The organism is Bartonella grahamii ATCC 700132, from assembly GCF_000518085.1.
Taxonomy (GTDB): Bacteria; Pseudomonadota; Alphaproteobacteria; order Rhizobiales; family Rhizobiaceae; genus Bartonella; species Bartonella grahamii.
In genome coordinates this window covers 1-25,776 of the sequence record NZ_JACX01000007.1, presented here as the reverse complement: position 1 = coordinate 25,776, position 25,776 = coordinate 1, and the positions used below count along the sequence as shown (strand labels likewise).

At 36.9% G+C, this 25,776-nt stretch carries 22 protein-coding genes and 1 pseudogene; 8 read left to right on the top strand and 15 right to left on the bottom strand.

Features of this window, described 5'->3' with window-relative positions; all coding sequences use genetic code 11:
* Positions 1-40: 40 nt before the first annotated feature.
* The 11 genes from U736_RS0103500 to U736_RS0103450 form a co-directional block, all read right to left on the bottom strand.
* Positions 41-2,986: a bifunctional [glutamine synthetase] adenylyltransferase/[glutamine synthetase]-adenylyl-L-tyrosine phosphorylase gene (locus tag U736_RS0103500; RefSeq protein ID WP_012754870.1), complete on the bottom strand. Its 2,946-nt coding sequence runs from the start codon at positions 2,984-2,986 to the stop codon at positions 41-43.
* Positions 2,987-3,063: 77 nt separating this feature from the next.
* Positions 3,064-4,446 carry a sensor histidine kinase gene (locus tag U736_RS0103495; RefSeq protein WP_012754869.1) on the bottom strand — a complete coding sequence of 461 codons (1,383 nt, stop codon included), beginning with the start codon at positions 4,444-4,446 and terminating at the stop codon, positions 3,064-3,066.
* Positions 4,443-5,129, bottom strand: a complete 687-nt coding sequence (locus tag U736_RS0103490) for a response regulator transcription factor (protein ID WP_012754868.1) — start codon at positions 5,127-5,129, stop codon at positions 4,443-4,445. Before U736_RS0103490 ends, U736_RS0103495 begins: the two co-directional genes overlap by 4 nt.
* Positions 5,130-5,201: 72 nt before the next feature.
* Complete coding sequence (locus tag U736_RS0103485) at positions 5,202-6,713, bottom strand: Do family serine endopeptidase (protein WP_012754867.1); 1,512 nt, start codon at positions 6,711-6,713, stop codon at positions 5,202-5,204.
* A 186-nt stretch (positions 6,714-6,899) separates the two neighbouring features.
* Positions 6,900-7,352 (bottom strand): cytochrome c-type biogenesis protein, encoded by a 453-nt coding sequence (locus U736_RS0103480; protein ID WP_012754866.1) that lies wholly within the window; start codon positions 7,350-7,352, stop codon positions 6,900-6,902.
* A 1-nt stretch (position 7,353) separates the two neighbouring features.
* Positions 7,354-9,333, bottom strand: a complete 1,980-nt coding sequence (locus tag U736_RS0103475) for a heme lyase CcmF/NrfE family subunit (RefSeq protein ID WP_012754865.1) — start codon at positions 9,331-9,333, stop codon at positions 7,354-7,356.
* Positions 9,334-9,340: 7 nt separating this feature from the next.
* Positions 9,341-9,820, bottom strand: coding sequence for a cytochrome c maturation protein CcmE (gene ccmE, locus U736_RS0103470; protein ID WP_012754864.1), 480 nt, complete (start codon positions 9,818-9,820; stop codon positions 9,341-9,343).
* A gap of 298 nt (positions 9,821-10,118) precedes the next feature.
* Positions 10,119-10,892 (bottom strand): tetratricopeptide repeat protein, encoded by a 774-nt coding sequence (locus U736_RS0103465; protein ID WP_012754863.1) that lies wholly within the window; start codon positions 10,890-10,892, stop codon positions 10,119-10,121.
* Between the two features lie 245 nt (positions 10,893-11,137).
* Complete coding sequence (locus U736_RS0103460) at positions 11,138-12,556, bottom strand: ATP-binding protein (protein ID WP_012754862.1); 1,419 nt, start codon at positions 12,554-12,556, stop codon at positions 11,138-11,140.
* A complete protein-coding gene (locus U736_RS0103455) occupies positions 12,556-13,221 on the bottom strand; it encodes a response regulator transcription factor (protein ID WP_012754861.1) in 666 nt (221 codons plus the stop codon). The genes U736_RS0103460 and U736_RS0103455 overlap by 1 nt, the downstream gene beginning before the upstream one ends.
* A gap of 21 nt (positions 13,222-13,242) precedes the next feature.
* The gene (locus tag U736_RS0103450) at positions 13,243-13,479 is read right to left on the bottom strand and encodes a hypothetical protein (RefSeq protein WP_012754860.1); all 237 of its coding nucleotides are present in this window, start codon (positions 13,477-13,479) and stop codon (positions 13,243-13,245) included.
* Between the two features lie 348 nt (positions 13,480-13,827).
* Here U736_RS0103450 and U736_RS10895 point away from each other — a divergent pair, with 348 nt between their 5' ends.
* The 4 genes from U736_RS10895 to U736_RS0103430 all read left to right on the top strand — a co-directional run bounded on the left by U736_RS10895 (position 13,828) and on the right by U736_RS0103430 (position 18,439).
* Positions 13,828-15,978, top strand: coding sequence for a transglycosylase domain-containing protein (locus U736_RS10895; protein ID WP_012754859.1), 2,151 nt, complete (start codon positions 13,828-13,830; stop codon positions 15,976-15,978).
* Between the two features lie 17 nt (positions 15,979-15,995).
* A complete protein-coding gene (locus tag U736_RS0103440; RefSeq protein WP_026500303.1) occupies positions 15,996-16,592 on the top strand; it encodes a DUF1214 domain-containing protein in 597 nt (198 codons plus the stop codon).
* The gene (locus tag U736_RS0103435; protein WP_012754857.1) at positions 16,585-17,124 is read left to right on the top strand and encodes a DUF1254 domain-containing protein; all 540 of its coding nucleotides are present in this window, start codon (positions 16,585-16,587) and stop codon (positions 17,122-17,124) included. The genes U736_RS0103440 and U736_RS0103435 overlap by 8 nt, the downstream gene beginning before the upstream one ends.
* Positions 17,125-17,653: 529 nt before the next feature.
* Positions 17,654-18,439 (top strand): DUF1499 domain-containing protein, encoded by a 786-nt coding sequence (locus U736_RS0103430; RefSeq protein ID WP_012754856.1) that lies wholly within the window; start codon positions 17,654-17,656, stop codon positions 18,437-18,439.
* Positions 18,440-19,562: 1,123 nt separating this feature from the next.
* Here U736_RS0103430 and U736_RS10890 read toward each other — a convergent pair.
* The 3 genes from U736_RS10890 to U736_RS11540 form a co-directional block, all read right to left on the bottom strand.
* Positions 19,563-19,868: a hypothetical protein gene (locus U736_RS10890; protein WP_012754855.1), complete on the bottom strand. Its 306-nt coding sequence runs from the start codon at positions 19,866-19,868 to the stop codon at positions 19,563-19,565.
* Between the two features lie 873 nt (positions 19,869-20,741).
* Entirely contained in the window at positions 20,742-21,035 is a 294-nt protein-coding gene (locus U736_RS10885; protein ID WP_012754854.1) for a hypothetical protein, read from the bottom strand.
* A gap of 29 nt (positions 21,036-21,064) precedes the next feature.
* Complete coding sequence (locus U736_RS11540) at positions 21,065-21,493, bottom strand: hypothetical protein (RefSeq protein ID WP_012754853.1); 429 nt, start codon at positions 21,491-21,493, stop codon at positions 21,065-21,067.
* A 373-nt stretch (positions 21,494-21,866) separates the two neighbouring features.
* Between U736_RS11540 and U736_RS0103410 the strand changes: the two genes are divergently transcribed.
* The 4 genes from U736_RS0103410 to U736_RS0103400 all read left to right on the top strand — a co-directional run bounded on the left by U736_RS0103410 (position 21,867) and on the right by U736_RS0103400 (position 25,194).
* A complete protein-coding gene (locus tag U736_RS0103410) occupies positions 21,867-23,414 on the top strand; it encodes a peptidase domain-containing ABC transporter (RefSeq protein WP_244395841.1) in 1,548 nt (515 codons plus the stop codon).
* Positions 23,404-23,670 carry a biotin/lipoyl-containing protein gene (locus U736_RS12730; RefSeq protein ID WP_244395840.1) on the top strand — a complete coding sequence of 89 codons (267 nt, stop codon included), beginning with the start codon at positions 23,404-23,406 and terminating at the stop codon, positions 23,668-23,670. The genes U736_RS0103410 and U736_RS12730 overlap by 11 nt, the downstream gene beginning before the upstream one ends.
* Before the next feature lie 85 nt (positions 23,671-23,755).
* Entirely contained in the window at positions 23,756-24,730 is a 975-nt protein-coding gene (locus tag U736_RS10880) for an HlyD family type I secretion periplasmic adaptor subunit (RefSeq protein ID WP_244395839.1), read from the top strand.
* Positions 24,730-25,194: a toxin-activating lysine-acyltransferase gene (locus U736_RS0103400; RefSeq protein WP_026500301.1), complete on the top strand. Its 465-nt coding sequence runs from the start codon at positions 24,730-24,732 to the stop codon at positions 25,192-25,194. Before U736_RS10880 ends, U736_RS0103400 begins: the two co-directional genes overlap by 1 nt.
* A gap of 292 nt (positions 25,195-25,486) precedes the next feature.
* Here the strand turns inward: U736_RS0103400 and U736_RS12385 are convergent.
* Positions 25,487-25,776, bottom strand: a pseudogene (locus tag U736_RS12385) (hypothetical protein); the annotation flags it as partial.

Below are 25,776 nucleotides of genomic sequence, written 5' to 3'. Positions count from 1 at the left end.
AAATGGAATTAATAATTTTTATTATTCTTATAGAATTATTTTAATGCTTCATGATTTTTGTAAAAACTGAACAGACCAATTGCCCAGTTTCTGCAATTAACTTTTCAACACGAAGCAAATCAGGTTCCCCAACACTATTTAACAAAAGGTCACTTAATCCAGGTGGCATATTATTGGGATCAAGAGAATCATTTAAGCAAAGCCGTATAATTTGACTCAAATTTGTATAAAGACGATAGGCATAATGTAAATCAGCAATACATGACTGATTAAGAAAACTGTTTGGTAAGTGATCTAAAATATCAGCTGTTGTTGCTCCAATTTGAAACTCAATGACATGCGTAATAAGAGAAAATTGAGCAATAAACTCCAAATCCATAATGCCACCAGACATCGTTTTTAAATCCCATTGATTTTTTGGCGGCTTTTCTTTTGCAATCAAGGAACGCATTTCACATACTTCTTTTGCAACTTCCTTCTTATCACGAGAAATAGCAATAATTGCACACACTTCATTTTCTAGCTTTTGCAAAAAATCAGGATCTCCTGCAATGCCTCGAGCCCTTGTTAAAGCAAGATATTCCCATATCCATGCTTCTTGGCGATAATATTTTTTAAAAAATGGAAAAGAAACAGCAACAGGTCCTTTATTGCCTAACGGCCGTAACCTTAAATCAACGACATAAAGAACACCTTGGCTTGTAAGAGTGGATAAAGCAGAAATGAGGCGCTGTGCTAAACGCGTATAATATTGAGAGATATAAAGAGGCTTTTCTCCATCAGATATTTCTGCATCATCATCGTGTTCATAAAGCAAAACGAGGTCAACATCGGAATCTGCCGTCAATTCGCGACTTCCAAGCTTCCCCATACCCAATATGCCAACACGCCCCCCTTTAACACTACCATGAAGACGAGAAAATTCCTCTTGAACGGCAGCAAATGTTTTTGTAATCATAAGATCAGCAAGCGCAGTAAAAGCAAAACCCGCTCTTTCTCCTGTAATTGCACCATTCAAAATTCGAATACCAATTAAAAAACGTTGTTCATCTGCAAAAATTCTTAAATGATCGAGAATTTCCTCATAAGGAAAGATATTTTCAAGAAAATATTCAAGCCGTTTTTCTAAATACGTTTTTGTTGGTAATTCTGAAAGAATATTCGGATCTAACATTCCATCAAAAACATGGGATCTGCGTGTAATAATTTCTGCAAGACGTGGAGCAGCGCCCATAATAAGGACAAGCATATCCAAAAGAGAGGGATTAGACTGCAAAAGACTAAAAAGCTGAATTCCTGAAGGTAAGCCCTGTAAAAAACTATCAAAACGCAACATCGCCTCATCAGCTCGTTTTGTCCCACCAAAAGCTTTCAAAAGAGCTGGTGTTAATTCCGTTAATCTCTCGCGTGCTTCGGCTGATTGCGTTGCTTTATAACGACCACAATGGAGAGTACGCATAATACGACAAATATCACTTGCTCTTTCAAAGCCTAAACGGCTTAACGTTATTAATGTCTCCGGATCATCTTCTTCACCTGTAAAAACTAAATTACCAATTTCTAAACCAAGTTCTTGCTCATTCTCAAACAGTGCTGCATAATGTTTTTCAACAACCTGAAGTGTTTTTAATAAATCACGGATAAAACTGCTGCTGTCTTGATAACCCATTAAATAGGCAACACTTGTGAATTGAGCAATATCATTTGGAAGAAGGTGTGTTTGTTCATCGAAAAGCATCTGAATACGATGTTCCACATTTCGAAGAAAAGCATAACTTTTTATAAGGCTATTTCTGGTTTTCTCACTGATCCAACCAAGCGTGTGAAGTTCTGCTAACATTGCCACTGTCTGACGTCCACGTAATTGAGGAAAACGCCCACCGGCAATGAGCTGTTGTGTCTGAACAAAAAACTCAATCTCACGAATACCGCCACGACCTAACTTTATATTATGCCCATAAGCTGCAATTTGACCGTAATTTTTATGCGCATGAATTTGACGTTTGATCGAATGAATATCAGCAATAGCAGCGTAATCTAAATATTTCCGCCACACATAGGGAAAAAGCTCTTTAAGAAAGTTAAAACCTGCCCTCTTATCGCCAGCAACTGGACGTGCTTTAATCATGGCTGCTCGTTCCCAATTTTGCCCACGCCCTTCGTAATACCGCAAGGCAGTCCTTACTGGTAAGGCCAAAGGGGTTGATCCTGGATCTGGACGAAGACGAAAATCAAGACGAAAAACATATCCTTCCGCAGTGCGTTCTTGAATGATACGGATTAATCGGCGTACCATTTTAGAAAATACGTCAACACTTTCAGAAAGATTACCAATATGAGGTGATGTTTCATCAATGAAAACAATAAGATCAATATCAGAAGAATAATTAAGTTCCCCTGCTCCTAATTTTCCCATCCCTAAAATAATTAAACCACAGTCTTTTTCTGGATTCTCACGGCTTAATAAATTGATCTTACCATGATCATGCGCTTCTCTTAATAGAAAACGCAGCGCTACACTTAATGCGGCTTCACCCAAACGTGTCAACCAAGCACATGAAACTTCGTAAGTAAAAACACCACTCAAATCAGCTAAAGCAATGAGAACATGCGCTTCTCGTTTTTTGCGCCTTAAAGCAGCCATCAATGAAGTTTCATTTATAGTTTCATCCTTATCAATAGCCGTAATATCATCTATAATTTCGCTCAGCCTTGTTTCTATATCAACATTCAATAAAGCACTAAGATATGATGGATTGGCAATTAAAACCTCACGCAAAAAAGGAGATAAGGTCATAACTGAACTGATAAAATCAATCTGCGTTCCACTCTCTGAAATAAGGGAAACAAGCGATTCTAAACCTTCTTTCCTTGCTTGTTCTTCCATGTCTTTTAACCATTGGGAACCACTTTTATCGAGAGGGTATAAAGGGAGAAGCTGTGTTTTTAAAAAAGCTTGTTTCGTCTGCGCTCCCTTGAAAAGCATTTTGCCTTCCTTTCTATTGCTTTATACTTTTAAAATAGTTGTTACGTATGAAAAGAGAAAAGTGAAGAAAAATATCTTTAAGGAAATAACAAAACAGCCCTAAGCCCTGGATTTGCATTTTCAAGTAACAATTCACCCCCGTGAAGCTTCATAACTGCTTTTGCTATGCTTAAACCAATCCCAAACCCAGGTTGTGTGCGGCTTTCTTCAAGACGAACAAATCGTTCTGTCACTTTTTCAAGTTTATCCTCTGCTATTCCTGGTCCATTATCGCTCACAACAACTAATAAATGTTCATCACGATATTCCATTGATAAGCAAACCTCCGCTTTCCTTTCACCTTTAGACGCATATTTAATGGCATTATCTATAAGGTTAAAAATTGATTGTGCAACAAGCTCACGATTCAACTTAAGCTCTTTATCAAATATATTCCCCAACCGAAGTAAAACACCTGACTCTTCAGCAAAAGGTTCGTAAATCTCAACAGCATCTTCAAGGATCAGTTTCATGTTCATCATTTCAAGATGCTCAATTGCACTGCTGGCCTCAATACGTGAAATCATTAAAATCGCATTGAACGTACAAATAAGTTGATCTGATTCTGCAATAACCCTATCAAGGACCTGACGATATTCAAGCTTTGTCTTATTTCCTGAAAGCGCCTCTTCAGCGCGATTTCTAAGACGCGTTAACGGCGTTTTCAGATCATGAGCAATATTATCTGATACTTGACGTAAACCAATATTTAACTCTTCAATGCGGTCTAACATAACATTAAGATTAGTTGACAATCGATCAAACTCATCCCCTACTCCAGAAACAGGTAAACGCCCACTAAAATCACCATCCATCAGGCGTTGTGATGCAGCTGTTACATGATCAATCCTTTGTAAAGCTCTCCTTCCAACAAAAAACCATATAAGTAAAGCGCCTCCAACCATTGCAGCAAGTGCAATGATCACAGCTTTACGAATAACCACTGCAAAACGTTCTGGCTCATCCAAATCGCGTCCTATAAGAATCTTCATAGCATTAGGTAAATCAACAATAACCGCCAAAGCGCGATGTTCACTTGTTTTGCCATGTTCTCCAAAACGGGAATACAAAAAAGAGGTAGAAATAAAACCACTCTGATTCAAAAGACCTAATTCAATACGTGCTACATTTCCTGCTAAAATACGCCCCATAGAATCCGTGACAAGATAAAGAAATGCTCCTGGTTGTCTTGAACGATAATCAATAGTGCGCATTAATAAGGATAATCCCCCATAATTATAAGCATTTTCAATATACTTTAATTCTTCATGTAAAGCCTGTTCAGTTTGCTCTGTTAACAATGAAGCAGAAAATGCCGTCATATAAATAGAAAGCCCTGTTGCCACCAATCCAAACAATAAAATGTAAAGTGCTGAAAGCCTTAGCGCCGTCGTGCGCATTATATTAATCAAACGATTCATGCTTTGTTATCTGGTGCTTTCAGCATATATCCAGCTCCACGCACAGTATGGAGAAGGGGAACATCAAAATCTTTTTCAATTTTGGCTCTCAAACGGGAGATATGGACATCAATGACATTCGTTTGTGGATCAAAGTGGTAATCCCAAACATTTTCCAAAAGCATAGTGCGTGTAACAACCTGCCCCGCATAGCGCATCAAATATTCGAGTAAACGAAACTCTCGTGGTTGCAATAAGATGTTTCTATCACCCCGTTTTACCGTATGTGCTAACCGATCAAGTTCAAGATTACCTACACAATACACAGTTTCTGCTTCTTTAGGATTTTTCCGCCGTTGTAAAACTTCAACACGCGCAAGAAGTTCAGAAAAAGCATAAGGCTTTGTCAAATAATCATCTCCCCCTGCACGCAACCCCGTTACACGATCATTAACTTGCCCTAAAGCCGAAAGGATAAGAACCGGTGTTTCATTGCCTTTAGCGCGCAATTCAGCAATAATAGAAAGACCATCACGATGCAAAAGCATTCGGTCAACAACCATAACGTCATAATTTTCCGTGGTCGCTAAAGCGTACCCCGTATCCCCATCATAAGCAACATCAACAGAATGCCCTACTTCTAAAAAAGCCTTTTCGAGATAATGCCCCGTCTCATGATCATCTTCAATAACGAGTATCTTCATAAAACGTATCTCCATTATTTTATTATGTTGTAGGACAAACATTTAATAAACATTTGTCCTACAACTAAAGCCTTATTTTTTCAAAATTGGAAGAGCAACAAAACGATTTTGATCATTTGTTCGCACTTGTAAGAGTATAGCCTTTCGTCCTAACTGCTGAGCATTTTTGATTGTGCTAACAATATCAGAGACTTTTTTAACCGGTTTATTATTTACTGTCACAATGATATCACCAGGGCGTATCCCTTTGTCTGCAGCATCTGAATCGGTATCGACATCCGTTACCACAACCCCTACACCATCATCAGAAGGTATAACAATCAGACCATAATCTTCCAATGTTTCATCTAAATCACCCCGTTCATTTGAATGTTTTGAAGCCTCTTTCTTACTTTCATCTTCAGACATTGAAGCGAGTTTAACCTTGATACTTTCCTCCTTACCTGATCTCCAAATCCCTATGGTTACCGTTTCTCCTGGTTTAATATTTGCAATACGTTTCGCCAGATCACGTGCATCAGCAACCTTTTCATTATTCACGGAAATAATTACATCACCCGCTTTAATACCAGCCTTTTCTGCCGGCCCTTTTAACGGATCAGTGACCAAAGCACCTTTGGCTTCTTTCAAACCTATTGAATCGGAAATCTCCTTTGTTACCGGCTGAATCTGAACACCTAACCAACCACGTTGAACTGAACCTTTTTCAATAAGTTGTTGTACAACCTGTTTTACAGTCGCTGCCGGAATAGCAAAAGCAATCCCAACATTTCCTCCAGAAGGAGAAAAAATTGCTGTATTAACCCCAACAACCTTTCCATTAAGATCAAATGTTGGGCCACCAGAGTTTCCTCTATTAACAGCAGCATCAATCTGAATAAAATCATCATACACACCAGTGCCAATATCACGTCCACGTGCAGAAACAATACCTGCTGTCACAGTTCCACCAAGGCCAAATGGATTCCCAATGGCAACAACCCAATCCCCAACACGAAGCTTTGAATCATCACCAAAATCAACATAGGAAAATTTTCTTTTATCACTTACTTTTAATACGGCAAGGTCGGTTTTGGGGTCTTTCCCAATAAGCTTTGCGTTCAATTCTGTACCATCATCAAGAACAACAGTATAACTTGTTCCGTCAGAAATCACATGATCATTGGTTACAATGTAACCATCAGACGAAATAAAAAAACCCGATCCAAAAGCAATAGGACGGAGTCTCCGTGATTGGTGGGGAAATTTATTTTTAGGTTTATCAAAATCATAAAACTCTTTAAAAAATCTTTTCAAAGGATGCTGGTCTGGTAATTGATCAAATCCTGGACCACTAAAAAAGTTGCTAAAGAACCTATCTTCTTTCTTTTTATTGCTCTTTACTTGTACTGCTACAACTGCTGGTTTCACTTGAGCAACAATATCGGCAAATCCCTGTTGTTGCATTAACGAAGTAAATACAGAACTTGCATGAGCCTTTGTTATCAACAAGCTTGATGTACATCCACTAAAAAACAGTGCACTTTCCAATATCGCAGAAAAACTCACTGCGACAAACGTTTTAAAGAAAGCCTTTTTAACCATTTACTCTATGCTCCTATTCAATTATACCTTTATTCCAATTGCGATCACTTATAAAATACTAGACCTTACCGTTTTCTGTCTAAATTATTAAAGTTTTGTAAGGTTTCAGTATCCCCTAATATAATTATAATAAGACTGTATGCTCATTGCAGATGAGCCGATTTTTTCTTTTATGTAACATCTTTTTTAATGCAATGGCATTTTTGACTGTTCTTTTTCATTCAGATAACTCATTATTTTCTCATGATTATTCCGTTTGAAGTGGAAAAATATGATATTTGTGCCAATGATGATGGTGATCAAAGGCGAAAACCATAAAAACCAAGTTATTTTATTCAATGGTGGTTTCAAGAGAATAAATTCACCATATCGTTCAACAAGAAAGTCAGTGACTTGCTGATTACTATAGCCCATTTTTAGCCTTTCCCGAATTAAAAGCCGTAAATCACGTGCTAGAGCAGCATCTGAATCATCAATTGATTGATTTTGACAAACCGGACAACGTAAATGTGATGAAATATGGCGTGCTCGCGCTTCAAGAACTTTATCCTTTAAAATCTCATCCGGCTCTACTGCTATTGCTAATCGAAAAGGAAACGTTGCAATTAAAAAAAATAAAATCCAAAGATTTTTTTTCATCTCAATGTCTTTTCCAAAAATTTAAAGCAAGCAGTACCCTATTGTACATGCCAATGCGAAACCAATACCCCAGAAGAGAAAGACATCCGCCTACAGCCATCATGAATGCCCCTAACCAAATACATATTACATAAGGCTTCCACCATATGTGTACAACAAGACCCCGATTATCGGTATGTCCTGGTACAATATATAGCTGCGATAAGCCATGATTTTGAAGACCAACTTCTGTTGTTGATGTATTTTGGCTTGAATAAAATCGCTTTGAGGCTGTTACATGACCCACAATGTTTTTATTTTCATATATTTTAAAATAAAACTCCATTGCCGAATAATTCGAACCAACACCTTCATACACTGCATCAAAATGAAGCGTTTTATCCGCTATCGTCACCCTATCCCCTACGTTCATGATTAAAATACGTTCTTGCCCAAAACTTGCCACACAAACAATACCAAGTAATGTAACACCTAATCCCATATGTGCTATTGCTGCACCAAAAGTAGACCATGGCAATCCAAGAAATCTCTTAACGCGTACTGAAAAAGCTCTCTTGCCATATCCACTCTTTCCCCATAGATCCGCTAAACTTCCTAAAAAAACAAACGCTGAAAGCCCAATCCCTAAAACTGCGAAAATATCACGCAAAGATGTCTCATAAAATATTATAAAACAGACGATACCAACCAATACAAAAACCAACCACAACCGTTCAAAAACTGCCAGCAAATCACCGCGTTTCCATGCCATCATTGTCCCAAACGGAACAAACAACAACAGAAAAACCATTAGCGGTCCACAGGTAAGGTTAAAAAAAGCAGCCCCTACAGAAATTTTTTGTCCTGTTAATATCTCAATAAAATAAGGATAAAGCGTACCAATCAATACTGTTGCTGTTATTGTTGTAAGTAACAAGTTATTTAAAACAATAAACCCTTCACGTGAAATTGGTTGAAAAAATCTTTCTGTTTTTAAAATAGGGGTGCGCAAAGCAAAAAGAAGAAAAGCCGCTCCCGTAAAAAAAAATAAAAGCGCAAGAATTGCTTGCCCCCGTGCTGGATCAACAGCAAAACTATGAACAGAAACTAAAAGCCCCGAACGCACAAGAAAAGTTCCCATCAGAGAAAGGGAAAAAGTAAGCAGCGCTAAAAACAAAGTCCAACTTTTCAATATTTCTCGTTTTTCGAGAACAAGAGCAGAATGTAAAAGAGCCGTTCCTGAAAGCCAAGGCATAAACGAAACATTTTCAACAGGATCCCAAAACCAATAGCCCCCCCATCCTAGCTCATAATAAGCCCAATAGGAGCCAACCATAATACCCAATGTTAAAAAACACCAAGAAAGTAAAAGCCACGGACGAATCCCACGCGCCCAAATTCTATCAACATGTCCCATAATCAATGCCGCAACGGCAAAAGAAAAACAGAGTGAAAAACCAACATAACCTAAATAAAGTAGCGGTGGATGAATTGCTAATGCGATATCTTGTAAAAGAGGATTGAGACCATTTCCCTGCAATGCTGGTGGATTCACACGTAAAAATGGATTGGATACAAAAAGAATAAATAAAAGAAAAGCACTTGTAATCCAACTTTGGCAAATTAAAACAAGCGTCTTAAAATCTTCTGGCAAATGTTGGCTAAAAAAGGCCATCAATGCACTAAAAAAAGCAAGACTTAAAACCCATAACAACATAGAGCCTTCGTGGTTGCCCCAAACACCGGTAATTTTATAGAGCATCGGTTTTTCTGAATGAGAATTCTCAACAACGTTCAAAACAGAAAAATCAGATACAACATAAGCATAAATTATCACTAAAAAAGATAAAAGCAGTAATGTAAAAGTGATATATGTTAGAGGAACAGCTGTTTGCATTAACAAACGCTCTCTCCACCAAAAACCTAAAGCAGGTAAGAACGCCCCTAATAAGCTTACTGAAAATGCTGCAGCTAAAAAAATATGACCCAGTTCGACAAGCACACTCGAATTATTTCTCCATAATGTAATGTTTTTTTAAACGATCAGCTGTTTCTTTAGGCATATAAGTTTCATCATGTTTTGCTAAAATACGCGTCCCTACAAAAAAACCCTGTTTATCGAAATGCCCTTCTACAATCACCCCCTGACCTTCACGAAAAAGATCCGGTAAGGCACCGTTGAAAACCACTTTTTCATGTTTTTTGTTATCCGTTACAAAAAAAATAACGCCTCTCTCTCCAACATATTGAACAGTCTTCTTTTCAACAAAGCCACCCAAACGCAAAGGGCGCCCCGTTAAAATATCTTCTCTTGTAATTTCAGAGGGCATTCTAAAAAAACTGACCGCATGACGCATTGCATACACTATAAGACTTACTGCAACTGTCATAACCAAACAACATAATAATATGATCAGCAAGCGCTTTTTTTTTCGCTGCTCTAAAATAACCTTCAACGAAGAAGAATTCTTTAAAGATTGGCTTTTCATAGACACTCTACGAAAAAAATTAAATATGTTATAATAAGTATCGATATTTTATTTTTTAAGAGCTTTGCACATCTTCTACATAGGTGCAACTTTTTATCCAATACCTCACCTTTGATAACAAGCTTATCAATACCTTTTTTCTTTTTTTAGTTTTTCCACCAATTTTTATTTAACCTATAACCACTTATATCGCGCTCTTTACATTCTTCATTTCTATTCCTCAATCTTCTTCACAAGCACCTACTTCTAAGAGATTACTTCTCTTGTCTTTCTAAACAACATTTCTCTTTATATTTCATCATCTCAATTGGCGACGATTGCTTTTCTTTGTATGCTCACTCGATAAATCACGTAACTGAATCATCATTTTTTTAACACGTGATTGTCCTGAAAAATTTTCAGGCATTGTATCAAGAAAGCTTTGTAAAAATTGCACTGCCTGCGCAGTTTTTCCTGCTTGATGCAGTGCATCGGCCAACAATAAACGTGGATAAAAATCTGTTGGCGCTAAATCTGCTGCTTTTTGAAAAGCATTTTGTGCTTCTTGTGTTATCACTCCCCCTTCATAACCAACCAATGCTAAACCATATCCTACAAGCCTTGGAGCTGTTTCTCCATTCAAACGAAGTGCGTCTAAATAAGTATTCACAGCCTCTTGAAAAAGGCTTTCTTCGAGATACCCTACCGCTAACGCATCTGCTAGCTTGCCATCATGAGGTGCACGGAAAAAAAGCACTTGTAAACGAATAAGCTTTTCTTGCTTACTAAGAGTTTTAGGATCCTTATCCATTAATTCGCTAAAAAAATAACTTTTCACTTCTGGATTACCTGTCAGACCATAAATATTCCATGTCATAAGAAGAACAAATAAAATACTTAAAGCCTTAAGAATATTTCTTTTTTTATAATGCATATAAAGCTTGTTAAACTCAGTCGTATGCTTATGACTTCTATAACCATCAACGGTTTGAACTTTCCATTCTTTCTTTATCTCATCGTCAAAACGTAGTGAAAGAAAAAGAATACTTGCCAGAAAAGTCAGAAAAAATGCTGCAAAAATTAATAAGAGCATATCATTTTTTTCCAATACGCACAGAGAATGACTCGCTTACATTTTACCATCTTCATGAGGAGAGTGATGTGAATTGATAAAAATTCATTTTTTCATGGAAAATATTATAAAATCTATTGTCCATTTTTCTTATATATATCAACTAAACAAAGAAACTAAAAACAATGTTTCCCTACTCTTTATGTATTATTGAAAATACTGCTTTACAAACTTTATAGACATTTCTTGCTTAAGGAGAAAATATGTTATTCTCCCATCTTAGGTAATAAAACTTTTGCATACAACCCACCCAAATCAGAACGTGATAAAAAGAGCTTGCCACCATATTCACTGACCATATCTGAAACAATTGCTAGCCCTAAGCCTGCCCCTAGTTTACTTTCATTAAACCGCCGCCCTCTTTTTAATGCTTCCTCCATTTTGTCTTCTGTTAAACCAGGTCCATCATCTTCTACAAAGATACTAAAATATTCTGTTTCTTCAACATTTTCTTCTAAACAACAAGAGATCAAAACCTTTGCTCGAGACCACTGAGTAGCATTTTCAATCAAATTCCCTATAATTTCTTCTAAATCTTCCTTCTCTCCAGAAAAAACAATATCATCAACATCCATAATAAATTGAATTTGTTTTTCAGGATTAAGCTTTTTCATAACCCGCACTAAACGTTCAAGCACACTGCGAACAGACGTATGATAGACAATACTATCGCATTGTGCTGCAATCCGCGCACGCTGAAGATAATGATTGATTTGAGCTTGCATTATTTGCGTTTGCTCTCTCAACAAACAAGCCTTTTCTCCGCGCATCTTATCTGTCTCATTCATAATCACGGATAGAGGCGTTTTCAATGAATGCGCAAGATTACCAACCTGTGTGCGAAATCGCTCAATAATACGCTGATTATTATTAATGAGAGCATTCATCTCTTGTACAAGCGGCATTACTTCGCTTACTAAATCCGTATTCACATAGTGAACTTTTCCTTCGCGAATATCATTCAATGCGCGTCGAATAAGCTTCAACGGTTGAAAACTAAAGAAAATAATAGCAATATTAATAAGGACACTCCCGATACCAAAACTCCAAAGAAAAATTTGCAAAGTTCGCTTAAATTCCTTTACCTGGGCATGAGCTTCATCGATATTCCCAACAAGCCGAAAACGTGCAATATGATTTTCATTATCAAGAACAACATCACTCTCAATCACTTGTAGCTTTTGACCATTGTTCCCCTTTATCCGATAAGAGCGAAAGAACTTATTGTCAAAAGGTATATCAACATCACTTGGTGTAAATATCTCGCCTGTTCCCAATGAGGGGGATGTCAATCTTCCTTTTAAATTATGGGATATCGCAACAACTTCCCAATACCATCCTGTTGTTGGATCAGAATAACGAATATCATCAATCCCAGCCCCTCCTCTCAAAGTACCTTCCGATGACACCGTCACTGTTGCAATAAGACTGTAGAGTTGAGCAGAAAGAATACGCTCTAGGCTTTGTTCAGTTGAACGTTTATAAAATAAAATACTTACTGCAGAAATCGATAAAAGAGAAATAACAACCCATAATGTTGATAAGACCATAACACGTAAACTGAGAGATCGAGTAATTACAAAAAAGAACCTCCTACACCAATTATTCTTTTCGAAAGTATTCATTAATCACCTAGCGTTCTCACGCGATACCCCATTCCTCGAATAGTTTCAATCAAATCCACTCCAAGCTTTTTCCGTAACCGACCTACAAAGACTTCCACCGTATTCGAGTCCTTATCAAAATCCTGATCATAAAGATGTTCAGTAAGTTCTGTTCTTGAAATGACCCTGTCACAATGATGCATGAGATACGAAAGCAGTCTGAATTCATAAGATGTTAGTTTAATCAACTGACCATCCACAAAAACACGGGACGTCTTCGTATCCAACAAAACATTTCCGCAACATAATGCACTTGTCGCATGTCCCGTAGCGCGACGAATTAATGCTCGTAAACGCGCCATCACTTCCTCCAAATGAAATGGCTTCACAACATAATCGTCAGCCCCAGCATCAATACCGTGCACCTTATCAGACCAACGGTCTCGCGCCGTTAGCATTAAAACAGGCATGGAGTGCCCTTCTTGACGCCATTTTTCAACAACACGAATACCATCAATATACGGTAAACCTATATCAAGTATCACCGCGTCGTAAGACTCTGTGCTCCCTAAAAAATAAGCCTCTTCACCATCGAAAGCACTATCGGAAACATATCCTGCACGTCTTACAGCTTCTGCTAATTGATGATGAAGATTCCGATCATCTTCAACGATTAAGATACGCATCACAACACCATCTGCCAAAGACTAATCAGCAGGAACAAAAAACTCAACACGACGTAACTTTTCCCCATTACGGGCTGGTACAACAATCACAATTGCACACATGCCCTTTCCATCCTGAACAACTGGGTTTGAACGGACGAGAACCCCGCTCTCTTGCGCAGCAACCTTCTTACCTACTTCAGCACACCCAGAAGCTAGAACAGAATCTGCTCCTAAAAAAGCTGCTATTATTACGAATAAGAAATTTTTTTTCATCATAAATATTTCACTAACCCACCTCTTCTCTTCCTTGATAAAGGATAAAAGAAATAATGGCTTTTTTGGGTCGATTTAAAAATCACAAATGGAAATAATTTATCCTCTATCTTACAGAAGAATGCATTAACATTACTTTAAATTTAAAAAAACTCAAAATAAAATATTTTTAATAATGATAATAAAGTTTATTAGATAAAATAATAAAATCTTAATACACTATCTTACGAAAAATGAATAATTCTAAAATAAACTCTTTCTCTGTTAACACTATAGCAAAAAAATACTTCTACACCATATAATTATTGTAGATTTGTTTGGTTGTATTTCTTTGCCATAGGCTCTCTTTAAATGTTTGATTTTTTTAAAAAAAAGAAAAGGCAACACCGTAAGCCATTTCACAGTCCTGCTCTCATTGAATTAGACGCACGATTAGATACAGCGCTTTATCACATTCGTTCTGCTAACAGTTTTTTCTGGAAAAAGGCAAAAATCATCTCACAAAATTTTCATCTTCAAGGATGGAAACGTTTTATCGTTGAAGTTCTCGATGAAATACTGACATTAGGGTTGATGGGATTTACTCTTTTCACTATTTTGGGCATTTCTGTTTTTGAACTGACCAAAACAGATTGGTCTTCTCCTAAAAACTTTTCCATTCTTTTTCTAGATCGCTATGGAAATTCCATTGGGCACCGTGGTGCACTGCCGGCAATCTCTGTCCCCGTTGAAGAAATGCCTGACACTGTCATTAAAGCGGTTCTTGCTACAGAAGACCGTCGTTTTTTTGATCATTGGGGTATTGATTTTCAAGGACTTACACGGGCAATTTCACAAAACATGCAAGCTAACGGTGTGGTGCAAGGTGGCTCAACTCTCACACAACAATTGGCTAAAAATTTATTCTTAACAAACGAGAGAACCATAACACGTAAAATCAAAGAAGCTTATCTTGCTCTTTGGCTAGAAGCAAATTTTAGCAAAAAACAGATTTTGCAACTTTATCTTGACCGTGCCTATATGGGAGGAAACAATTTTGGTATTGCAGCAGCTGCAAAATTTTATTTCGGAAAAAACATACGTCATGTATCTTTAAGTGAATCTGCTATGTTAGCAGGACTCTTTAAAGCTCCAACAAAATATGCTCCTCATAGTCATCTCTTTGCAGCTCAAACACGTGCCAATGTAGTCCTTTCTAATCTTGTTAATAGTGGCTTTATGACGAAGAGCCAGATTATCAATGCGCATCGCCACCCTGCTAGGGCACTTCCCCAAATAGAAAATAATCAGGCTGATTATTTTCTTGATTGGGCATTCGAGGAAGTCAAAAAAATGCGTAATCAACTTCCAAGCCATAGTTTAATTATTCAAACGACTCTTGATCCGAATATTCAAAAAGCAGCAGAAGAATCAATTGCATATCATTTACATCAATATGGTCAACAATATCGCGTAACACAAGCTGCCACTGTTATACTCGATAATAACGGTGCCGTATGCGCAATTGTTGGAGGACTAGATTATAAAAAGAGCCAATTTAACAGAGCGACACAAGGCGGACGGCAAACTGGTTCTTCATTCAAACCTTATGTTTACGCAACCGCACTGGAACACGGACTTTCTCCCTCAACAATCGTTTTAGATGCTCCTATTAATTGGGGAGGTTGGACACCAAAAAATAATTCTGGTCGTTATTTGGGGAAAATTGATTTAGCAACAGCTTTAGCTTTTTCCATTAATACAGTCCCTGTGTATCTCACCTATCAATATCTTCACCGCGATACCCAACCCATTATAGATCTCATCAAGAATATGGGGATTAACGCGCATATTTTATCACACAAAACGATGGTTCTTGGCACTTCTAACATGACCCCCATGGATCAAGCAACTGGCTTTAATGTCTTTGCGAATGGCGGGATAGCCGGTAATCGGCATGGGTTCATGCAAATCAGAACAATCGATGGGCATGTGGTATGGGATTTCGAGCATAACGGAAATAAGTTACACCGAGTTCTCAGCAGACAATCAGCTGCCTATATGAACCAAATGATGGTGGGTGTCACAACACGAGGGTCTGGTAAGCGTGCTGCTCTGCCCATGACTCTTGTCGCTGGGAAAACTGGAACATCACAATCCTATCGTGATGCTTGGTTTGTTGGCTTTACAGGCAATTATACTGGAGCGGTATGGATGGGAAATGATAACTTTTCACCGATGAATCGTGCTTTTGGGGGTGGAGTCCCTGCCATGATATGGCAACGCATCATGCTTGCTGCACACCAAAATATTATGCTCAAACAACTCTATGGTGTTAAAGATTCTCTTCTTCCTTATCATCCCCCAATACTTTCCTCCCATGTAGATTCTGAATTTTTTCCCCCAACACCCTCTACGCTTTCTCCTGAAACATTGAATATTGTGCGATTGATTAACAAAGATCTGAAAAAACCATCTGCAATTTCTTTGAAGATAAAAACAACTGGAGATTCTACATTTTGAATTCAAGATATTCACTGATGTTTTTTAATATCACCATTTTCTTTTTTATCTTCTCTTTTTCCATTTTATGTGGAAAATTGAGTGTCGATTATGTGCTCAATTCCTTTCATCATTTTGGACTCTTTAGAATTGGAAAATGGAGTGCTTATCCACAAATGGGAACCGCCAATATGGATCCCTATACCCGCGCTCTCACCGCTAAACAAGGCATTGTTTCACTCGGACGCACTGAAGGTATTCAATTCCAGATTTGGCAAGATAACCAAGGGCGCCCACTCCACCCTCACTGTCATTATTTGCTCAAAGGAACCATCCCTGAAACTCGTCTTTTTACCCTTTATACAGCTGACAAATCCCTAAAACCCTATACTTCATCCAAAGAAATACCTTTTGAACTCCACACGAACGCTATTACTTACAAGCATGATGGCTCATTGCGCATCAATATTTCACCTACACCGCAAGCCGGCAATTGGCTTGCAACAGTTAGTCAAAAAGAATTCGGGCTTATTCTTACCTTATACGATACCTCAATCATCTCTGCAACGGCATTACAAAAGCTTACAATGCCATCAATAGAACAAATTCCATCAGGACAAATAAATTGTGACTAGATTCATTTATATCGCACTTCTTGCAATCATTGGCGCTATTATCGTTCATATTTGCGTTCTCTTTCTCATCCCCACTTGGGCACAAAATAATATATGGACAGCACTTAAAAAATCCGGCGCCCCTTATCAATTTGTTGCTTTTACTCCCGATAATCCTATTCAACAATCTGCTGATCCACTCTTTCTTCTTAAAGTCTGCAGATTTAATCTTGAAAATGGACCTGTTCATTTAAAAGCTTTGAAAACACGACAATTTTGGTCACTGGCAGCCTACACGCACAACGGAATTATTTTTTACAGCCTTAATGACCAAACAGCCCCTGATAATACACTCGATCTTATTATTGGAAAACCAATACAAATAATAGAACTCAAAAAATCAAAACCTAAAATAAATGCTAATTCAGTTTTGGTTGCTAAAAATTTGAATGAAGGTTTTGTCATTTTACGTATTTTTGCCCCTTCTTCACTTGCAAAAAAGGAAAGTGAATCTTTCCTTTCATCTGCAACCTGCCGCATATTTTATGAATAAAAACGGACTAACCTCTCATTTGTACAACACCTTACTTTCTATACAAAATAAACAAAACCTATAAAAATGATTACCTTTTTCTTCTATTAATCGAATATTCGAATTCAGGTTTGTCTGATTGTAGATCCCTAAATTTTTTATTGAAGTAGTATGAAATCTCTATTGCACATCATCATATCCTATTTGATACGCATCATCTGACAGAAAATACTCCCCGCAATCAGAAGAGAAAAATCAAAATTCTAAATAAATATGCTACTAACAACCGTAAAACTTGTTATTTGAGTTTATTTCTTTTTATTTACAAACATTCCCATAAAATTCGCATCAATGACATGATAAACTATAGAAGAAATACTGATTACCTTCAATAAAGTACGAAAATAATCGCTGGAAACTTATAAGACATTACGCATCCTTGACCTCAAAAATAAGTGCTTTATTTTTCTCTTATAAGCAGAAGCTTTTTGTAAGATAGGCACTCTAAAAAAACTTGTCTTATAATTTACAATTGAGGGGAAAAAACTTCATGAAGAAGAGATATATTCGGTTCGTTTCAAGAGCAGCAGTATGGTCCCCTCGATTTGGTGGATTAGCATTCTTTATTTTATTATTTTCAGTCATTTTACAACGTTTTTCTGTCATTAACGTAACCGACTTCATAATTTTGATCGGAATATCTACTGGCTGTGTGATTATTTCTCTTTTTCTTGCTTTAAAAGCACTTCATAGCTTATGGGTCTATGGAGCCCTAGGGGGAATGAAAGCTTTAAAAGGGATCATTTATTCACTCATAACTGCTACACCATTGATGTTATTTTTTGGACTTTGGTTTACCTTACCTGCTCTTTACGATATTTCTACCGATACACAAAGACCACCGGTTTTTTTTCGCACAATACGTCCCAGCGATGCTTTACCCCTCAAAAGTGTTTTGACTGAACAAGCAACATTACAGATGTCACAATGGCCAGAAATGTCGGGGCGCCGTTATGATGGTTCACCTGATCGTATTCGCGAATCTGTTCTCAATGTTTTAGCAGCCTATGATTGGCCTGTTGTGGCTCAAAGAAAGTTTAAAGGTGAAGAGAATGAATTGTATATTGAAACGAGAGCTAAAACTTTTTACCTTGGTTTTATTTCAGACATTATCATTCGTTTAACTGATGAAGGGGATACTACTTTTGTTGATATGCGCTCTGCTTCTCGCTATTTACCAAGAGATTTGGGAACGAATGCTGCTTTTATTATCGATTTTATGGATGCACTTGATACAGAAATCGCTTCTCTCCCTCTTTCTCAAGATGATGAGTAGAGGCTAGAAGTATAGTAAGTTACATTTACTAAATTAGCTTATTTCAAAAATAAATTTTGAGACGTGCGGAAACGAACAAATCAGTTATCGACTCTCGACGGCTATAAGCATTACTGACAAGTTCTTTGACCACCCCAAGACAACTGATAGCCTCTTTTTAGCGCGTGACATATAGATAAAATATTTGAATTCAAATTCTAAACTTAAATACTATAATTGATTTTACATATATTTTTTATACTCAGAAATCTCATCATAAGAGTATTCAAGAAGACTTCTCTAATAAGGAAATTAATCATTTCTTACAGGCTTATTTTTCAAATGAAAATAGAAAAATATATCTTCATCAAGAAAGATGAAATACATTTATCATAAAATATGATGCATATGTAATATAGTTACAGAAAAAAATAAACAATAAAATACACATAAATTCATCTATATTTTAAAATAAATTATTATTGCAATTTCATAAAAATTTATAATTACAAATAATAGAAACTTATTTAAATGAAAATAATTTTTTATAAAACATAATTTAAATATAAATGCTAATATCTAATATATTTAAACGCAACATAAATAAAACAAAACGTCAAAAATAACAAAAAGAACCACCCAAATGTCTTAATCGCTTCCTTTATACTATTTTTCCAACTGTCACCACTGTATCTATAAATTAATAAAAATGAAAATATAAAAACAAATATTGAAAATAAAATATCAAAAACATTATTATATAAATATAATAAATAATCGTTTTTCATATAAATAACGTATACAAATAAAAACTGTTATAGAAAGTAATATAACAAATATAATGAAAAAAATGTTCTTAAAAAAATTTTTTTCACAATTTCTTTGTTACTATAACCTTTAAATTTATACTGTAAAAACATGGCATAGAAAAATATAAAGAAAGCACATGTAGAAGATAATAATTCTGCAATAATACGAATAATATCACTCATAAAAAATCCAAATTAAAATATCTATTATCATACACAAAAATATCCCTGAAATCAGTTTAGCCATAGCTTTAAAGTATGTTTACAGTATTACTGATCTCAGAAATATCTTTATAGCTATTTTCTAAATAAATTAGAAACAGCATCTCTCCACTTTACGGATGACATTGCTTGTACTTATCTTTAAAACCGCTAATAACTCCTCCTAATCCGCCTGCTACTACTGCTTCCGGACCACCTAATAAACCAATTAATGCTCCTGCGCCTCCCTTTATGGCTGCTGATTCAACATAATCGCTTACTTCACAACTTGGATTCGGATGGCATTCATTGTACTTATCTGCCAAGGCGTCACCAGCTCCTGCTAGTGCACCTCCTATTACTTCTCCTATGAGTCCGCCTGCACCTTCTGCTTGGGAATGAGCGCCTGCGCTACAATTATCTTCTTCTGAAAAAAGCAAAATTTTTAGATGTGAGTTAATAATTGAATCATGTGATGAGCATGCTATTTAGCAAAAAATAACTATAATCTGTAAAAATATATAAATTATAATAAATAATAAAATACTGATAATAACTTTATTTTATGTTATTTTAAAATTCCCATATATTCAATTAATAAATTTACAGCATAATATAATATAAAAAACCTAATTGTTGATAACGTTGTCATTTTTATACTCCAGTTCTTACCTTTAAATCTATTGTAAGAAAACATTAAAAATCCATATATAAACGTTGCCAATAAGGAACCAGTAAAAGTATGCATAACAAAAAATCCAGACTGAAATTTCATCTACTTTATGAATGATTTAATAGAGAGAGAGAGCAATAGAGTATAATTCAAATAATAAACTTAACTCAAATAAGTATAATTTTATATATAAATAATTTTTATAAAATTCCCATATATTTAACTAATAAACTTCCAGAATAATATATTATAAAAAATATAATTGTTGATAATATTGTTCTTTTTATACTCCAGTTCTCACCTTTAAAGCTATTGAAAAAAAACATGAAAAATCCAAATGCAATTGCTGTCACTAAGGAACTAATAAAAGTATACATAACAAAGAATCCAAAATAAAATATCTATTATCATAAACAAAAATATCCCTGAAATCAGTTTAGCCATAGCTTTAAAGTATGTTTACAATATTAACTGATCTCAGAAATATCTTTATAGCTATTTTCTAAATAAATTAAAAACAGTATCCCTCCACTTTACGGATGGCATTGATTGTATTTATCTATAAAACCGTTAGCTGCTCCTGTTAGTCCGCCGCCTACTGCTCCACCGAGCGCACCAACAGGACCTCCAGAAGCTCCTGCTATCCACCTCCTATTGCTCCTATCCCTCCCTTTATGGCCGATGATTCAACGTAATCGCCTACTTGACAACTTGGATTTGGATGACATTGATTATACTTATCTACAAAACCGTTAGCTGCTCCTGTTAGTCCGCCGCCTACTGCTCCAGTGAACGCACCAACAGGGACCTCTGCCACTGAACCACCTAATGCTCCTCCTAGTGCTCCTATCCCTCCCTTTATGGCCGATGCTTCAACGTAATCGCCTACTTCACAGCTCGGATTCGGATGAAATTGATTGTACTTATCTACCAAGGCATCACCAGCTCCTCCTATTCCGCCGCTTACTGCTCCACCGAGAAAGCCAGTACCTGCACACCTCCTGGTCCAGCAATAGAACCTCCCGCTGCACCAGCACCACCTCCTAATACTAATCCTACAATGCCGCCTTTACCTGCTTCTTGAGCATAAGCGTCTGTATTATGATCATCTTCTGGAAAAAGCCAACTTTTTGGATGTGAGTTACTAATTGAATCACCAGCTCCTGCTAGTCCACCTCCTATTGCTCCATTGACAAAACCAGAACCGACACCTCCCGGTCCAAAAAAAAGACCTCCAACTGCACCAGCAATACCTCCTATTACGTCTCCTATGATGCCACCTGTACCTGCTGCTTGGGCATAAGCGTCTGTATTATAATCATCTTCTGGAAAAAGCCAACTTTTTGGATGTGAGTTACTACTTGAATCATTTGATGAGCTTGAACTACCCATTTAAATCCTCCTTTTATTATTAAAAATAACTGTATCATAATGATGCAGATGGAATTTCATTATTATTCATTTTATAAGAAGTCAAATATAATTTGTATAAATAACAATAAAAATACTGTATAAATAATAAATACATTATTTTTATATTATATTCACACAAAATGTATATTTTTTATAAATATAATACTATTTACAATACTGTTTAAATATGCGACATCAATCGCTCTTTTTCTTAAATAAAATCATAAATTCAAATGAGTCATTCACAAGAAAACCAGTATCATTCTCTTGGTTTACAAGAACAACAAAGAAATATATCTATTATGTCATCGAACTCAGTTGCGTTGCTGTTGTTTTGCGTTTGCTGGGCTTGGTGAATCCTTTTATTTTTCAAGCGATTATCGACCGTATTCTCCCTTTTCAGCGTATTGAAAGTCTCTATGCTATCGTTGTCTTGATGGTTGCTATCATGCTGTTTAGCACAGCTCTTAGCACTCTATCAGGCTACTTAGGTGCTTATTTAGCCAATCGGCTTACGCTAGAATTTGGACGGCGCATTTACACCCATCTTTTAAGTCTCTCTTTGCCCACTTTACGCCGTTGGCAAGTGGGAGAATTGTTTTCACGTATTGGAGAGGTTGATACAATTCGCGGTTTTTTAACAGGAACCATCGCCACAACTGTGCTAAATGTTCTCTTTGCCATTATTTATATTGCTGCACTCTTTTCCATTAGTCCAAAACTGACCTTTATTGTCCTTATCATTTTACCTTTACAAATGGGTTCTTTAGCGTTGGTCGGTCCCTTCTTGCGCCGCCAATTACGCCGTGCTTTCACTCTGCAAGCTGTCCATAAATCGCGCCTTATTGAAAGTTTTACCAATCTTGAAGCCATTAAAGCACACGTAAAAGAATCTGCTCATACAATACGCATGCAAGAAACTCTAGCACGTAGTTTAGATCAAAGCCTTACAACCAGTAAATTGCATCTTCTCAATGGAGCCATGAGCCATATTTTTGGTGATCTTTTCACTATTTTTATTATCTTTTTTGGTGCTCAGGCAGTTCTTCAAAACCAGATTACACTAGGGCAACTTATTGCTTTTCATCTCCTCGCTGGAAATGTTTCTGGTCCTATCTTAAGCCTTGCATCCCTATGGGAAGAATGGCAGCATTTGAAAATCTCTCGTCTTCGTTTGGGCGATATTCTTAACTCCCCTTCAGAATGGGAAAAGGAAAAACCGCCTCTTCAACTCAGCGCTCCTCCTCATCTTGAAGCCCACGACCTCTGTTTTTCTTATGGAGATAAGTCCATTATCAATCATCTTGATGTCTGTTTACAACCTGGGCAACCGATTATGTTACTTGGTCCTTCAGGGTGCGGAAAAACAACCTTGGCGAAGCTTCTTTGTGGACTCTACCCCCCAACAAGCGGAAAGATATTGATTAACGCACAACCTTTACAGAATTTTGATGTCCGTAGCGTGCGTGAAACAATTGCGTATTTTCCTCAAAATCCTTGCCTTTTTTCCGGAACCATTCTTGAGAATATGCTTCTTGCCAAACCAGATGCCACTAAAGATGAAATCGACGCTGCACTATATGTTAGTGCTTGCCATGATTTGATTGCTCAGTTGCCTCTAGGACTTAATACTCAAGTAGGAGAGCAAGGTGGTTTTTTATCAGGTGGTCAGCGTCAACGCTTGGCTTTAGCTTGTTTCTTTCTGATAAACCCAAGCCTTCTTATTTTGGATGAACCTACTTCCGCATTGGATGACACTGTCAGTGCGCAAATTGTTGAGCATTTATATAAACTTTCGCAAGAACGTATTGTTCTTGTTATTACCCACAAAAGCGACCTCTTTCCTCAGCATGCAACCGTCTTAAACTTTACTGATTTGGAGGCAAAAAATGGCAGATAAAGCTCCCTATTTGCGCCCTTTGTCACCAACGCTTCATATGGTGGTTGCTGTTTTAATTGCTTTATTTCTCTTTATTGTGATCGGCAGCTTTATCGCAAAAACAGAGATTGTTGCACGGGGGCAAGGAAGTGTTATTCCCACCGCTTACGTTCAGCTGGTCCAAGCGCAAAATACAGGACGCATTGAGAAAATCCTTGTAAAAGAAGGGCAATTTGTTCATCAAGGCGATCTCCTTATTCAATTAGATCCCCCGTGAAGCCCTCAATGAGTGCGCACGTGTTCAAGCAGATATCGCGCAACAAACCCTTCAAGCACAAATTGCAACAGCTATTTTAACAGCTTTGCATGAAAGTGATCCTTTGGATAAAGATTTTGTAACCAAAGGGCTTGCCTATCTTCCAGCTCCTCCTTCTGGCAACACGACTGCAAGAATAGAAGGGGAAAAACTCATTAGCGCTACCCTTCAATCTCTCCAAGATAAATTAAGAGCGCTAAAAGCACAGGCGGACCGCGTCGAGCGCAGCGGTGCAACACAACATGCGCAATTAGATAGGTTGGAAGATGATCGTCAATTAAGCCAAGGAAAATTAAAAGCTGCAAAAAGCCTAATGGAAACAAAAGTCATTAGCCAAGCGGTTTATTTAGAGCGTTTACATGACTTTAAAAATGTTGAGCATGAAATTTTAACCAATCAAAGACGTTTGGAAGAAAATGCCGCCGAAATAAACACCCTCCGCCAACAACGGCAAAGTCTCATTTCCGATGAAATCGCCCGCTATCGCCAACTTTCGCGTGAAACAGAACTGAATCTTCAAGGATTAAAAGCAAAGCTTGATAGCACTCAATACCGTCTTGACCACTTATCACTTTATGCACCTGTTGATGGACGTATCGATGATTTAAGTATCCATACTTTGGGCGGCTTTGTAGAGGCTGGAAAAACGCTCATGCGTATTGTCCCTGGTGCGGGTGGTCTCATTATTGAAGCATTTTTTGATAATCGAGATATTGGTTTTTTAGAAAAGGGCCAACGTGCTTACATCAAGTTTTCTGCCTTTCCGCCTGAACGTTTCGGTGTTATCCACGGTACAGTCGTTAATGTAGGCGCTACAGCACGCTATGATAAAGAAATTAATGGTGTCTATGCTGTTTTAATCAAAATTGACCAAGATCACATCACTTTGAATAACAAACATCTTAAATTTATCCCTGGCATGACTGTGACAACGGATGTCATTACCTCAAAACGGCGGCTCATTTCTTATTTCTTTGAACCTATCACCAAAATTTTAGAACAATCTCTAAAGGAAAGATAATGTCTGTAAATGAAAATTCATCACCTTCACTCATAGATCCTCTTACAGCGTTAGGAGCTATGGTTGTTTTAATGCTTACATCTCCCTTATACCGCCGCTGGCGAATCTGGGATATCGAACGAAATTTAGGACCAGCTTTACAGACTGGGCAATATAAACTCTATAAAAATGAACGTGGAGAATTTTGCGCCTTTATCACTTGGGCTTTTTTAGATGAAAAAAATCATCAATCTATGCTTGAAAAGGGAGAATTTTTACCCGATGCCAATTGGCAGAATGGAAAATACGTATGGTTTATTGATTGTGCAGCACCTTATGGCCATACTGCTCATATTGTACGCGATATGCAACGAAATATATTTCCTGATCAGCATTATTGCTACGCTGTTCGACGTAATGAAGATGGTGGAATACGAAAAATTGCGCGCTGGTGTTGCTACAGAGCACAAAATCCAGCTAAATAGTTTTTCTAAAGCAAGTGCGCATAAATCATTTACCCCTCGTCTTATAGATAAAGAATCTTTTAAAAGAGCTCTTTAAGCGATAGTTATAGTAAAAGAAAACCTTACCATATTTAGAGCTAACCCGCTACAAATGGGTTTTTTCAGCTTACCAGACTTGCTATGAATAGCAACAAATGCTTAAGAGATTTAATCCACTCTCTCAAGCTGAAATTTGATAACTAATTTCACCAGAATTGGCTGGGGTACCTGAATTCGAATCTTAAATTTAATTGCAATAAACTATTGATTTTATTTATATTTTTTCAAGGTTAGGGACCGTATAATTAGGTTCGGGAATAGGATTTTCACACTTTCCTTTACAAAGCGCATTCTTTTTTCCAGCTTTCTCTAATAATTTTTTTAATAGTCCTAAATCTTCTTCTGAAATAATGTTTATCAGTCTAGAAAACATACCAACAGCTTCACATCTGAAAGTATCAGAAGGCTTTATAGTGAAACTTTTGCGACAAGCATCCGATTCTCTTCTCAAAATTTCTGCTACCTCTTGATCTAAAGCATAGAGTTCAATTAGCTTTTCCTCCA

What these genes read in the sequence shown, in the direction of transcription:
- U736_RS0103500 (WP_012754870.1), bottom strand. Translation starts at nt 2,986, where the DNA reads ATGCTTTTCAAGGGAGCGCAGACGAAACAAGCTTTTTTAAAAACACAG.
- U736_RS0103495 (WP_012754869.1), bottom strand. Translation starts at nt 4,446, where the DNA reads ATGAATCGTTTGATTAATATAATGCGCACGACGGCGCTAAGGCTTTCA.
- U736_RS0103490 (WP_012754868.1), bottom strand. Translation starts at nt 5,129, where the DNA reads ATGAAGATACTCGTTATTGAAGATGATCATGAGACGGGGCATTATCTC.
- U736_RS0103485 (WP_012754867.1), bottom strand. Translation starts at nt 6,713, where the DNA reads ATGGTTAAAAAGGCTTTCTTTAAAACGTTTGTCGCAGTGAGTTTTTCT.
- U736_RS0103480 (WP_012754866.1), bottom strand. Translation starts at nt 7,352, where the DNA reads ATGAAAAAAAATCTTTGGATTTTATTTTTTTTAATTGCAACGTTTCCT.
- ccmE (WP_012754864.1), bottom strand. Translation starts at nt 9,820, where the DNA reads ATGAAAAGCCAATCTTTAAAGAATTCTTCTTCGTTGAAGGTTATTTTA.
- U736_RS0103465 (WP_012754863.1), bottom strand. Translation starts at nt 10,892, where the DNA reads ATGCTCTTATTAATTTTTGCAGCATTTTTTCTGACTTTTCTGGCAAGT.
- U736_RS0103460 (WP_012754862.1), bottom strand. Translation starts at nt 12,556, where the DNA reads ATGAATACTTTCGAAAAGAATAATTGGTGTAGGAGGTTCTTTTTTGTA.
- U736_RS0103455 (WP_012754861.1), bottom strand. Translation starts at nt 13,221, where the DNA reads ATGCGTATCTTAATCGTTGAAGATGATCGGAATCTTCATCATCAATTA.
- U736_RS0103450 (WP_012754860.1), bottom strand. Translation starts at nt 13,479, where the DNA reads ATGATGAAAAAAAATTTCTTATTCGTAATAATAGCAGCTTTTTTAGGA.
- U736_RS10895 (WP_012754859.1), top strand. Translation starts at nt 13,828, where the DNA reads ATGTTTGATTTTTTTAAAAAAAAGAAAAGGCAACACCGTAAGCCATTT.
- U736_RS0103440 (WP_026500303.1), top strand. Translation starts at nt 15,996, where the DNA reads ATGTTTTTTAATATCACCATTTTCTTTTTTATCTTCTCTTTTTCCATT.
- U736_RS0103430 (WP_012754856.1), top strand. Translation starts at nt 17,654, where the DNA reads ATGAAGAAGAGATATATTCGGTTCGTTTCAAGAGCAGCAGTATGGTCC.
- U736_RS11540 (WP_012754853.1), bottom strand. Translation starts at nt 21,493, where the DNA reads ATGGGTAGTTCAAGCTCATCAAATGATTCAAGTAGTAACTCACATCCA.
- U736_RS12730 (WP_244395840.1), top strand. Translation starts at nt 23,404, where the DNA reads ATGGCAGATAAAGCTCCCTATTTGCGCCCTTTGTCACCAACGCTTCAT.
- U736_RS0103400 (WP_026500301.1), top strand. Translation starts at nt 24,730, where the DNA reads ATGTCTGTAAATGAAAATTCATCACCTTCACTCATAGATCCTCTTACA.